The sequence below is a fragment of the Thiohalocapsa sp. genome, from assembly GCF_022340605.1.
In the GTDB taxonomy this organism is placed as follows: domain Bacteria; phylum Pseudomonadota; class Gammaproteobacteria; order Chromatiales; family Chromatiaceae; genus Thiohalocapsa.
Genome location: NZ_JAJDNQ010000078.1, coordinates 58,508 through 70,489, shown reverse-complemented (window position 1 = coordinate 70,489; position 11,982 = coordinate 58,508). Strand labels below are relative to the sequence as shown.

Here is an 11,982-nt window from a genome sequence, read left to right as displayed (position 1 = left end):
ACGTGAACACCGTAGGGCGAATAAGCGAAGCGCATCGGCCGTCCTGGCTTCCGCGACGTTTCAGTTGTTCTAGAACCGTTCCGAAGAGGCAAGACCATGGAGGCCCTTGAGCTTTGCACCGTCGCCGACCTGCTCGCCTGGCCCGAGGAGCGCGTCGAGCTGATCGATGGCGAGATCGTCCGCCGCCCCATGGCCCGCGGCGAGCACGGCGTGGTGCAGGGCAACGTCGTCGGCGAGCTGCAACCGTTGCGGCGCTCCTCCGGCCCCGGCGGCTGGTGGATCGCCACCGAGATCAGCGTCGCCTACGAAGCCCACCAATGCCCGAGCCATGACCTCGCCGGCTGGCGCAAGGCGCGCATGCCGGAGCGCCCGCGCGGCGTCGTCGAGCTGACGCCGGACTGGGTCTGCGAGATCGTCTCCCCCGGCCACGAGCGCAAGGACACCCTGACCCTGCTGCTCCTGCTCCAGCGCCACCGCGTGCCCTATTACTGGCTCATCTGGCCGGAGGATCGCACCCTGGTCGTCTACGCGCTGGACGGCGACACCTACCGCATCGTCACGACCCTCACCGCCCCCGACGACACCGCGCAGCCGGTCGAGCTGCCGCCGTTCGAGGGCGCCGCCATCGATCTCGGCTATATCCTCGGCGGCTGAGACGGCGCGGCGCGGGCGCAAACTGCGCTCGGCACCAGAGCCGTCCAGCGGTCGGCAACAAGCTGCAGCCTCGATCAGAACTCCGGCCAGCGCCCGGCTGCCGTGGGGGAGCGGCGTCCTCGCCGCGACTGGCAGCGATCGCGCCGGGGACGGCGCTCTCACGGCGACCAGCGCGCTGATACCGCGGAGCGCGCCGACCTGGGTCTCGTCCAGGTGCGACAGGCTCGGAAACTCCGCGCAGAGGCCGACGAATTCCCGATCCTCCGCCGACCAGATGATGCGATAGGTGTAGTGCTGCGGATCAACCATTGTCGAGCTTGTCTATTGCCGCGAGTATCTGCCTGACTTGATAGGGCTTCGCCTTGCCCTGCCGGTCCTGGAATTGACACCGGGGGTCAGCCGGCCATGGCGTCTTGAAGATCAGGTGGCTGCTGGCCTGCCGCGGCTCCCAGAAGAAGTGCTCGCAGCGCTTGCGCAGCTCCGCGAATCGGAGATTGGCCGGGTTCTCTCCCGCCTTCCGGAGCATCTTCTCGATACCGTCCATACTCGCAAGGATAGTTGCACGATTGCCACGGGTTAACCCGGTGACACTATCCCGTCGCTCGAATGAACGTCTGTGAGGCGGCGCCGGAGCGGCGCGTCGGCGCTGGAGCGCCGGCGCCATCAATTCCGGGGCGTTGACCCGGCCGAGCGTCGCGCGTAGCTTGTGAGCCTAGGAAATTCCCTGCCCGGGGCCGGGCCGTGATCACGAGCAAACTCACGAGCAAGGCGCAAACGACCCATTCCGCAGCCGGTCCGCGCCGCGCTGAATCTGCACGCGGGTGACGCGCTGGCGTATCGGCTGGAAGCGGGGCGGGTGATCCTCACCAAGCGGGTCGATGGGGGCGTGGACGACCCCTGCCGCACCTTCGACGAATGGCATTCGGACGCGGACACCGAGGCCGATACCGACCTTTAGCCAGGGCGATGTCGTCAAGGTACCGTTTCCCGACACCAGTCGCCCGACCCGCCAGCACCGCCCGGCACTCGTCGTCTCCGCCGGCGCGGTCGCGGGCTCCGATGCCGACGGCTTCGGCCTGATCTCACGGAACCGAGTCCACGGCGCATCAGCTCGCGGCGGCCGCGACCGTCGCATTCGTAACCTCGGCTCAACCCGCCGCCCCGCCGCCCCCGGCGCAGAGATGCCGGCCTGGCTCGAATCGGGCTGCGAACAGCTGCTGGACCTGGTCCCCTGGCTGCTGCCGGCGGATCGTTGCGGCGACCTCTACATCGGTCTGCTCACCAACGCCGTCTGGGCGCTGCTAAGCGTCCTCTTCGTTGCGCTGACCACCCTCTGGGGTGCCCGGCGCATGCTGCGGCGACCGCCCGGCAACACCGGCGGCGCCAGAGATGAGGGTGCGGCCGGCAGGAACCTCGGTGTGTCATCCAAACACGCTGGGACTGCCCCCGAGGAGCAATCCCCGACGCCTGCTTTGTCGCAGGACCCGCTCGTCAGTCTGCGCGACCTGCTGCTCGGCTTGCCTGCTCGCCGAGGCCCGCGAGCGGTTCGGACTGCAAGCGCAACATGCCGCCCTGGGGCGCCACCTGAACTGCCCGGACACGGACGGCGAGGTGGACTGGCGCTACGATCCCTACCCCGGCATGGCCGCCTTCGGCTATGCCCAGGCACGCATCTTTTTCGGCCGCGAGCAGGAGACCCTGGACCTGCTCGCCAAGCTCCAGGGGCGGCAGGGCAGCCGGCTGCTGCTGGTGGCCGGGCGCTCCGGCTCGGGCAAGTCCTCCCTCGTGCGTGCCGGCCTCTGGGCGCGGCTCCATGATGCGGAACATACGCCCATTGCCGGCTCGGTCGCTTGGGTGGTCAGCGCGATGACCCCGGCCGAGCACAAGCTCGAAAACCCGTTCAAGGCGCTGGTGCTCGGTCTGTTGCCTGTCGCGCCGCCTATCATCGGCCTGCGTGACGCGGAGACGGAAGCGGAAGCGCTGCGGGACGATGACAGCGCATTCGCCGATCTGCTTGACCGCGTTCTCGACGGCCGCCCCGACCACGCCGAATGGCTCTTGATCGTCGACCAGTTCGAGGAACTGTTCACCAGCGTGCCGGACGACGAGCTGGCCGATGCCTTCCTCGCGCGCCTGCTCGCGGCGCTCGACCTGCCGCGCTTCCGCGTCGTCGCTACCGTGCGCTCGGACTTCCTGGATGCCTGCATCGCGCATCCGGGCCTGCGGGCGGAAATGAACAGGGACGGCGGTCAGTATCACGTGGACGCGCCGGATGCCGGCGCGCTGCGGGCGATGATCACGGGCCCGCTGCGTGAACGGGTGCTGCTGCCCGAAAAGCGTGCCGACATCGACGAGGATCTGGTCAAGCGCCTGGTGGCCGACGCGGACCGCCGGGCCGGCGGCCTGGCGCTGCTGGCGTTCGCGCTGAAGGACCTCTACGACGAATGCCTGACGGCATTCCGGGAAGGCCGCCGTCGCGCGCCGCGGCTTTGTCTCGCCGATTACCTCGTCGAGCCCGCGGCGGCAGAAGCGGATGCACCGGATGCCGGCGGCTCTCGCGCGGCAGCGCCAACCGGCCTCGAGCGCATCATCCGCTACCGTGCCGAGAAAGCCGCCGCCGACTCCGGGGTCAACACCGCAGTGGTGCTGCCGTGCGTCTTCAGCCGACTGCTGACGGTGCAGGCCGACGGCGCCGCGACCCGGCTGCGCGAGGACCTCGGGCACTGGGCCGAGGGCTCGGACGAGCTGCGGCTCATCGAGGCCCTAAGCGCACCGGCCGTGCGATTGGTGGTCACCGGCGCGCGGCAGTCCGAGGCCACTGCCGGAGACGAGCAGCGCGCCGGCCGCGTCGTCGAGGTGGCCCACGAGGCCTTGTTCCGCGCCTGGCCGGCGCTGGCGGACTGGATCGAGCGCCGCAAGGAGGCGCTGATCCGCCGCCCGCACACCCTGCGCGACGCCGAGCGCTGGCACGCCGCCGGCCGGCCCGACAAGGGCATCCCGACGCACATGCTGGACGAGCTGCGCCGGCTGTTCGACGAGGCGGGGCTCTGGGCCGACATGGTCGAGGACGAGCCGGCGGTGGCGCATTACCTGGCACGGGAAGACGCAGCGGAGCTCACTGCGCTGACCCTGGCGGCCCATGCTGCACAGGCGCAGAACAGCGCCGCCCGCGGTTACCTGCTGCACACCCTGACCCGCTTCGGACGCAAGGCCGAGACGCTGTGCGCGGCGGTGCGGCAGCTACGCGAGCACGACGCCGCCCACGGCACCGACAGGGCCGCGTGGCTGCGCGCCGGCATCGACATCGACGCCCTGTTCGCCGGCCCGGACGCCGAGCGCTGGCACTGGCACCGGGTGGCGGTGGGCGACCTCCTCGACGCGCTGGGAGACGACCGCGAGGGCATCGGCGTCGATGCCGACGGCCTGCCCAAGATCGCCTGGTGCGACGTGCCGCCGGGCAGGTTCATCTGGCAGCACGGCGAAAAGCGCAAGACCGGCGCCTTCCTCATCGCGCGCTATCCCATCACCAACGCGCAATATCGCGCCTTCGTCCGGGCCGACGACTAAGGGGACGACGCCTGGTGGCCCCGCGGCAAGTGCACCGCCTACGAGCACAGATGGACCGCCGGCAATCGCCCGCGCGTGGCCATTAACTGGCTGGAGGCGGTGGCCTTCTGTCGCTGGCTGACCGCGCGGCTGCGCGCGAGGGGCGATCTGACTGACGCGCAGGAAGTCCGGCTGCCCACGGAGCTGGAGTGGGAGAAGGCCGCCCGCGGCACAGACGGGCGCGCGTTTCCCTGGGTGGGCGCGTACACCAGCGGCGCCGCCAATGTCGACGAGACCGTCGAGGGCGACGGCCCACTCAAGCTGAACGAGACCACGGCCGTCGGTCTTTACCCCGGCAACCGCTCTCCGTATGGGCTGATGGACTGCGCCGGCAACGTCTGGGAGTGGTGCCTCAACAAGGCCGGAACGGAGGACGATACGAATTTGGACGGCGACGAGATGCGCGCGGTGCGCGGCGGGTCCTGGTTCAATCTTCAGGCCGCGTCGGGTGCCGCCTTTCGCAACCGCTACTACATCGAGGTCAGGGACTTCACGCTGGGTTTCCGCGTGTGCTGTGCCGGCCACATCCCCCTTCACTGACTCAGGGTCCGACAGGCCTTGCCGACTACGGTTGGCGGGTGCGGAGGGTCTCGGAGGGATGGCGCGGGTGCGTCCCGTCCGCACGGCTGCCGAAGCTCGGCAGGCCCGTTTCGGGCAAGGCCGTCGGGCGCATATCAAACCGAGGCGCCGCCACCGGGCGCGAGCCCCGCGGCGCCTCATCCTTACCTCGCTCCCACGCTCCAGAGACTGGGCGAGTATTCGCAGAAACGCCCGATCGGTGGCTCCAGGGTAGGATGGGCAAAGCGAAGCGTACCCATCTTTCAGCGAGTTGCGGATGCCTCATGGTGGGCACGCTATCGCTTTGCCCACCCCACAGCGGATTCTTGCCCAGTCTCTGGAGCAACGGCGCGATCATCTCCGGATCAAGGTCGTGAGAAAGCGGGCTCCAGGTCCATGGCATCGTGCAGCAAGCGGATCACTTGAACGCTGTCGCCGGCGCCGATGCGGTACACGATCAGGTGGCGGCCGGGGCGCCCCGGCTTGGCGATGTGATAGGTGCGAACGCAGGGCATGATGTCATCCCGGGCGCGGCTCGCCGGATGCCTCGGGTTGTCGAAGAGCGCCTTCAAGCCATCGCCGATCAGGTTGCCGGAGCGTCGCCGTTGTTCCGGACCCCAACGCCGGGCGCTGTGTTCCAGCGCCCGCCGGATATCTCGGCGCGCAGCGGCCGAGATGATCATTCGGCTCATGCGGACGCATCGTCGGCGGCAAGCGCGCGGTCGATCTCCTCGAGGTAGGCGTCCACCTCCGCGGCATCGTTCAGCGTATCGAAGCGCTGTTCATCGAGGTCCGCAACGCCCACCTCGACCGCTCGACGAAGCGCTGTGAGCCGGGCGGCGTCCTCGGCCTCGCGCTGCTCCAGCAGCCGCAGTCCGGCGCGCAGCACCTCGCTCGCGTTCTGGTAGCGACCGCTTGCAACGAGATGGCCGATGATCGCGTCCTGGTGATCGGTGAGGACGACATTGCGTGTAGGCATGGGGTGGCTCCGATCCTGAGGCGAATGAGGCAAGGGTATCGTGGATGGCAGAATCTGCCAACCGAGCGCAGCAGCCTCGGATGCTTTGGTGCATGCCGCGCTAACGCGCCAGCGCCAGCAACGCGTCCAGGTCCAGGTTGGCCTCGATGTGCGCGGCCAAGTCGTCGAGCGCCTGCTCGATGCGGGCGTCGAAGTCGAGCTGCGCGGCCTGGGTGCCCATTTGCGCGAGCCAGTGGGCGCGGAAGGCGTCGCCGGCGAAGATGCCGTGCAGGTAGCCGCCCATGACGCGGCCGTGGTGGCTGGTGGCGCCCTCGGGGCGGCTCATGCCATCGGTGTTTTCCAGCATGAGCCAGGGCCGCTCCAGGCCGGCGCCGGTGGTGCGGCCCATGTGCATCTCGTAGCCTTCGACCCGGCAGCCGCTGACGCCGTCCCGCGCGGATAGCTCGATGAGGCGCTTGTCGCCGCCGATTTCGGTTTCAATGTCCAGCAGGCCGAGGCCAGGCGTGTCGCCGGGCGCGCCCTCGATGCCTTGCGGGTCGCGCACCACGCGGCCCAGCATCTGAAAGCCGGCGCAGAGCCCGACCACGCGCCCGCCACGGCGCACGTGGGCGAGGATGTCGATGTCCCAGCCCTCCTTGCGCAGGATGTCCAGATCCGCACGCGTGGCCTTGGAGCCGGGCAGGATCACCACGTCGGTGTCCGCCGGCAGGGCCTGGCCGGGCATCAGCCAGCGCAGGTTCACCGCGGGCTCGGCGGCGAGCGGGTCCATGTCGTCGAAGTTGGCGACGCGCGACAGCCGGGGGACGGCGATGTTGAGCGTGCCGCCGCCGGTCCAGTCCTGCTCCGCGGGGCGCTCCAGCGCGAGCGAGTCCTCGGCGGGCAGGCGGGATGCGCCCTCGAACCAGCGCACGACGCCCAGGAAGGGCCAGCCGGTGTGCGCGGTGATGGTCTCGCAGGCGGGCTCGAACAGCGAGAAGTCGCCGCGGAACTTGTTCACCAGGTAGCCGACGACACGGTCCCGGTCCGGCTGGTCCAGCAGCAGCCAGGTGCCCACCAGGTGCGACATGGTGCCGCCCTTGTCCAGATCGCCCAGAAACACCACCGGCAAGTCGGCGCGCTCGGCGAAGTACATGTTGGTGATGTCGCTGTTGCGCAGATAGATCTCCGCGCCGCTGCCGGCGCCCTCCACCAGCACCAGGTCGGCCTCGGCGCAGAGGCGCTCGAAGCTGTCGAGGATCGCCGGCATCATGCCCTGGCGCATCTCGTGGTAGACCCGCGCCGGGCAATTGCCCAGCGCGCGCCCGCGCAGCACCACCTGCGAGCCGACGTTGGTCTGGGGCTTGAGCAGCACCGGGTTCATGTGGATGGACGGCGGCACGCCGCAGGCGCGCGCCTGCAATGCCTGCGCACGGCCAATCTCGCCGCGGGGCCGCTCGCCGTCGGGGCCGGGCGGGGCGTCGCTGTCGGCGGTGACGGCGGCGTTGTTGCTCATGTTCTGCGCCTTGAACGGCCGCACCACGAGCCCGCGCCGGGTGTAGGCCCGGCACAGCCCGGCGACGAGCAGGCTTTTGCCCACGTCGGAGGCCGTACCCTGGATCATCAGCGCGCGGGCGCGGCGCGGGCCGTGATCGCCTAAGGGCGGGAGCTGGAGGTCGATGCTGGGGGCGGTGTCTGACATGGGCTCGGGTTAGCCTTTGTGGTGAGGGTGGGGAATTGAGTAAGCTGCGCGGCCGACTACAGACTACCGACTGCCGACTGCCGACTGCCGACTGCCAAGACCGTGCAGTCTTCAGCGCGCTGAATTCTTCGCAAATGCGTTAATGATCGCGGCGACAGCGACAGCGACAGCGACAGCGACAACGACAACGAACGACAACGACCTTGGCAAACGCCGCGCCGAACCCCAAGCGCCGGCCTCACGGCAGCCTGCGGCGCTTGGCGCCCGGTGCTTGGCGCTCGGCACGTGCTGAATCTTGAGCTTGGAACCTTAGGGGACAAGAATCGTTATGCGTCAGATCGTCCTGGATACGGAAACCACCGGCCTGGAGCCGTCGGAAGGGCATCGGATCATCGAGATCGGCTGCGTGGAGGTCATCGAGCGGCGGCTCACCGGCAACGACTTCCACCGCTACATCCAGCCGGACCGTGAGATCGACGCGGGCGCGGAGGCGGTGCACGGCATCACCAACGAGTTCCTCGCCGACAAGCCTCGCTTTGCCGAGATCGTCGGGGAATTCCTGGACTACTGCCGGGGCGCGGAGTTGGTGATCCACAACGCGCCCTTCGACGTGGGCTTCCTGAACCACGAGCTCAAGCTGTGGCGGTCCGACGCGCCGGCCATCGACCAGCTCTGCACGGTATCGGACAGCCTGGCCCTCGCGCGGCGCATGCACCCAGGGCAACGCAACAGCCTGGATGCGCTGTGCAAGCGCTACGGCATCGACAACGCCCACCGTGAGCTGCACGGCGCGCTGCTGGACGCGCAGATCCTGGCCGATGTCTATTTGGCCATGACCGGCGGCCAGGTGAGCCTGCACCTCGGCGGCGAGGACAATGCCGAGACGGGGCTGCGGCGCGAGGAGGTGCGTCACCTGTCCGTGCCGCGCGGCAAGCTCCGGGTCGTGCGCGCTAGCGCCGAAGAGCTGGCAGCCCACGAGACCCGGCTCGCCGCCATCCACAAGGCCAGCGGCGGCTGTGTCTGGCTCGCCGAAGAGACGGCGGACGATGCCGGGGTGGCGGTGGCCACCGGGTGACTTGGCAGTCGCCCTTGCCGAGGCGCCCGCGAGCGATCGCGTAAGCCGGAACGCCGCCGCAGACTGCCGTGGGCGGGGCGCCACGCCGCAATGCCGCGCTGATCATCGCGGCGGGGACGCCGCTCCCACAGTCCCCTCGCGGGCTTCGGGAATATCTCTAGGCGCCGATCGGGCCGAGCGACAGCGAAGCCCGAGTGCGCGCTCAGCCGACTCCCGCCGGCTTCGAGAACATCCAGAAGTTCACGAGGAAGTGCGTTGCGATGCTCGCAATGTAGCCCAGCGCGATGTAGTGGCTCCACTTCAGGTGCTCAACAAAGGTGTAGACGCCCTTCGCCTGGCCCATCAGCGCCACGCCCGCGGCGGAGCCGATGGAGAGCAGGCTGCCGCCGACGCCGGCGGTCAGCGTCACCAGGAGCCACTGCCCTTGGGACATGTCCGGGTTCATTGTGAGCACGGCGAACATCACCGGGATGTTGTCGACGATGGCCGAGAGCAGGCCCACCAAGACGTTGGCAACGCCTGGACCCATATCGCCGTAAGCGAAGTGCGACACCAGCTCCAGGTAGCCGATGAAGCCCAGGCCGCCGACGCAGAGAATCACGCCGTAGAAGAACAGCAGCGTGTCCCACTCCGCGCGGGCCACCTTGTCGAAGACGTCGAAGGGCATGCTGTCCTCGATGCGGCCCGCCTTTGCAGTGGATTTCTTCCGCGTCAGCTCCAGGTAGTAGCCGAAGAACTTCAGGTACGCGAGTCCGGTCATCATGCCGAGCACCGGCGGCACGTGCAGGACGCTGTGCGCGCTGACGGCCGTCGCGATGGTCAACAGGAACAGGAGCACGATGCGCTTGGCGCCCCGCTTCATCTGCACCTGCTCATCGCTCGGCGGCGGTGTGCCAGCCGGGATCGCTCGGCTCATGAACCACGCCGGCACCACGTAGTTCACCAGCGCGGGCAGGAACAGTAGGAAGAAGTCGCGGAACTCGATGACGCCCTTCTGCCAGACCATCAGCGTCGTGATGTCGCCGAAGGGGCTGAAGGCGCCGCCGGCGTTGGCGGCGACGACGATGTTGATGCAGCTGAGCACGACGAAGCGCGGGCTGTCCGCGCCGACGGCCATCACCACCGCGCACATCAGCAGTGCCGTGGTCAGGTTGTCCGCCACCGGCGAGATGAAAAAGGCGAGAAAGCCGGTTGTCCAGAACAGCCTGCCATAGCTCCAGCCGCTGCCCACCAGCCAGGCGCGCAGCCACTCGAACACCCGCCGCTCCTCCATGGCGTTGATGTAGGTCATGGCCGCGAGCAGGAACAGGAACAGCTCGGCGAACTCCATGATGGTGTGCCGCACCGCGCCTTCGACGGTGTGCGTGTCGCCGTGCTCGAACGCGTAGTAGTAGGCGATCAGAAACCAGATGAGACCCGCCGCCAGCACCACCGGCTTGGACTTGCGCAGGTCCGTGTACTCCTCGGCCATCACAAGGCCGTAGGCGGTGATAAAGATCGCGAGCGCGGCGTAGCCCACCCATGCCGAGGTCAGATCGAGCGGCGCGCCGCCCTCCGACGCGAACGCCAGCGTGGGCGCCAACAGAAATAGCAGCAGGGCCAGCGTCGTCTTTACCGCCGGTTGATGCATGGAAGCTCCTTGAGGATCGTCGTCTGGGATCGGGGTGTCAGCAGGCCAGGCGGCCTTCATGGCGCAGCGGCGCGGCCGGCGCGAGGTACCCCAATGGCTGGGGGCGCCCGCGCGAGGGCGCCATTGTATTGGTTTTCCCGGATGGCGCCGAGGGGGATGGGGACCTATCCGCGCCGGGGGATTGGAGAGGCAGCCAGGCCGCGGGGAGCCCGCGTTCTGGTTGCCCTGGATGTCGGTTCTGCGGGAGGCGTCAGTGCGAGTGGCGCCGGCTCCCGGCGGTCTGCGTGGCGCCGGCGAGGCCCTCGATGGTGGGGAGGTCCAGTATTTCGACGTGCTTGCGGTCCACCTTCACGAGGCCCTCGTCCTGGAAGCGGGTGAACAGCCGGCTGACGGTCTCCACGGCGAGCCCCAAATAGTTGCCGATCTCGTGGCGGGACATGCTCAGGTAAAAGTCGGTGGGTGACAGGCCGCGCTTGCTGAGGCGCTGCGACATGCTCACCAGGAACGCCGCGAGCCGTTCTTCGGCGTTCTTCTTGCCGAGCAGCAGCAGCATCTCGGCGTCGTGGCCGATCTCCTTGCTCAGCAGCCGGAACATGGCGTGCTGCAAGCTCGGGATGGAGGAGGACAGTTCCTCGAAGCGCTGGAATGGCACCTCGCAGATGGCGGAGGTCTCCAGCACCTTGGCGGAACAGGCATGAGAGTCCTGGTCGATGGCGTCGAGGCCGATGATCTCGCCGGGCAGATGGAAGCCCAGCACCTGCTCGCCGCCTTCTTCGCTCGGCGTGTAGGTCTTCACCGAGCCGGTCTTCACGACATACAGGGAGCGAAAGCGCTCGCCGCTGCGGAAGAGGTGATCCCCGCGGTGCAGGGGGCGGGAGCGCTTCACGATGCTATCGAGCCGGTCGACGTCCTCCGGCGACAAGCCCATCGGCAGGCACAGCTGCGACAGCGTACAGTTCTTGCAGGCGACCCGGATGGTGTCGAAGGAAATAACTTTGCGTTGAGTCAAGGCGGTGTCCCCGGCTGGTTGACAGCCCTATTCTGCAACTCAAGTTGACATGCATCAAGGCCGATTGCTGTCGCTTTCACGCGTCGGTGTTGGTGTAATTACTGATTTTTCTCGGCGAAGCCGCCTATATAGGGGCTTTCCGTAGCGCGATTTCGGCGCGTGCCCTTCGGTTTGCAGGACTGTCCGACGGTGTGGTGCGCCCGTGCGGCAGGATCGCCCTGGCGATCTGTCGAGCCGATGTGTGCAGAAACTAAAAGGCCGCGCCGGGGAGGGCGCGGCCTCCGTGGCCGATGCCGGACGGCATCGGCCGCAGGGACGCAGATGGCGAGCCCTTACTTGGCCTCTTCAGCCGGGGCAGCGGGGGCTGCCGGTGCGGCGTAAGGCGCAGCGTACGGCATGCCGTAGCCACCCCAGCCCGGATAGCCGCCCCAGCCCCCCGGATAGCCGCCCCAGCCATAGCCGCCGTACGGGTAGCCGTAGCCAGAGCCGTAGCCGCGGCCATAGCCGTAGCCGCGACCGCGGCCATAGCCACGGCCGCCGCCGGACATGCTCATGTTGAAGTCGCCGTAACCGTCGCCAAACATGTCGTTGAACCAATCGCCCATGCCGTCGCCCCAGCCGCTGCCGTAGCCGGGGCCGCCCCAGCCGCCCGGACCCCACCAGGCTTGCGCGGCGCTCATCGAGAAGGTGGCCGCACCGGCGATGGCGGCGATGCCGAAGATCTTGGCAAGCTTTTGCATGATCTGACGCTCCTTAAGGGATTCTGTTTGACTCGTCGCGCCGGATGCGGGTG

General features: G+C 68.4%; 10 protein-coding genes and 1 pseudogene. 4 read left to right on the top strand and 7 right to left on the bottom strand.

Annotated elements, in window-relative coordinates; genetic code table 11:
* Window positions 1-96: 96 nt before the first annotated feature.
* Window positions 97-654: a Uma2 family endonuclease gene (locus LJE69_RS10545; RefSeq protein WP_296924663.1), complete on the top strand. Its 558-nt coding sequence runs from the start codon at window positions 97-99 to the stop codon at window positions 652-654.
* Window positions 655-955: 301 nt separating this feature from the next.
* Here the strand turns inward: LJE69_RS10545 and LJE69_RS10540 are convergent, their stop codons facing one another.
* Window positions 956-1,198 carry a toxin HicA gene (locus LJE69_RS10540; RefSeq protein WP_296924661.1) on the bottom strand — a complete coding sequence of 81 codons (243 nt, stop codon included), beginning with the start codon at window positions 1,196-1,198 and terminating at the stop codon, window positions 956-958.
* 1,067 nt (window positions 1,199-2,265) lie between these two features.
* On the opposite strand from LJE69_RS10540, the gene LJE69_RS10535 reads away from it, so the two are divergent.
* Complete coding sequence (locus tag LJE69_RS10535) at window positions 2,266-4,221, top strand: ATP-binding protein (protein WP_296924659.1); 1,956 nt, start codon at window positions 2,266-2,268, stop codon at window positions 4,219-4,221.
* A gap of 48 nt (window positions 4,222-4,269) precedes the next feature.
* Window positions 4,270-4,800, top strand: a pseudogene (locus LJE69_RS10530) (formylglycine-generating enzyme family protein); the annotation flags it as partial.
* Between the two features lie 383 nt (window positions 4,801-5,183).
* Here the strand turns inward: LJE69_RS10530 and LJE69_RS10525 are convergent.
* The 3 genes from LJE69_RS10525 to LJE69_RS10515 form a co-directional block, all read right to left on the bottom strand.
* Window positions 5,184-5,510 (bottom strand): type II toxin-antitoxin system RelE/ParE family toxin, encoded by a 327-nt coding sequence (locus tag LJE69_RS10525; RefSeq protein ID WP_296924657.1) that lies wholly within the window; start codon window positions 5,508-5,510, stop codon window positions 5,184-5,186.
* Window positions 5,507-5,797 carry a type II toxin-antitoxin system ParD family antitoxin gene (locus LJE69_RS10520; protein ID WP_296924654.1) on the bottom strand — a complete coding sequence of 97 codons (291 nt, stop codon included), beginning with the start codon at window positions 5,795-5,797 and terminating at the stop codon, window positions 5,507-5,509. Before LJE69_RS10520 ends, LJE69_RS10525 begins: the two co-directional genes overlap by 4 nt.
* A gap of 100 nt (window positions 5,798-5,897) precedes the next feature.
* Window positions 5,898-7,475, bottom strand: coding sequence for a cobyric acid synthase (locus LJE69_RS10515; protein ID WP_296924652.1), 1,578 nt, complete (start codon window positions 7,473-7,475; stop codon window positions 5,898-5,900).
* A gap of 328 nt (window positions 7,476-7,803) precedes the next feature.
* On the opposite strand from LJE69_RS10515, the gene dnaQ reads away from it, so the two are divergent.
* A complete protein-coding gene (gene dnaQ / locus LJE69_RS10510; RefSeq protein ID WP_296924650.1) occupies window positions 7,804-8,550 on the top strand; it encodes a DNA polymerase III subunit epsilon in 747 nt (248 codons plus the stop codon).
* Between the two features lie 202 nt (window positions 8,551-8,752).
* Here the strand turns inward: dnaQ and nhaD are convergent, their stop codons facing one another.
* The 3 genes from nhaD to LJE69_RS10495 form a co-directional block, all read right to left on the bottom strand.
* Window positions 8,753-10,180, bottom strand: coding sequence for a sodium:proton antiporter NhaD (gene nhaD, locus LJE69_RS10505; RefSeq protein ID WP_296924648.1), 1,428 nt, complete (start codon window positions 10,178-10,180; stop codon window positions 8,753-8,755).
* A 250-nt stretch (window positions 10,181-10,430) separates the two neighbouring features.
* Window positions 10,431-11,189, bottom strand: a complete 759-nt coding sequence (fnr, locus tag LJE69_RS10500; protein ID WP_296924646.1) for a fumarate/nitrate reduction transcriptional regulator Fnr — start codon at window positions 11,187-11,189, stop codon at window positions 10,431-10,433.
* A gap of 332 nt (window positions 11,190-11,521) precedes the next feature.
* Complete coding sequence (locus tag LJE69_RS10495; protein ID WP_296924644.1) at window positions 11,522-11,929, bottom strand: sulfur globule family protein; 408 nt, start codon at window positions 11,927-11,929, stop codon at window positions 11,522-11,524.
* Window positions 11,930-11,982 lie beyond the last annotated feature (53 nt).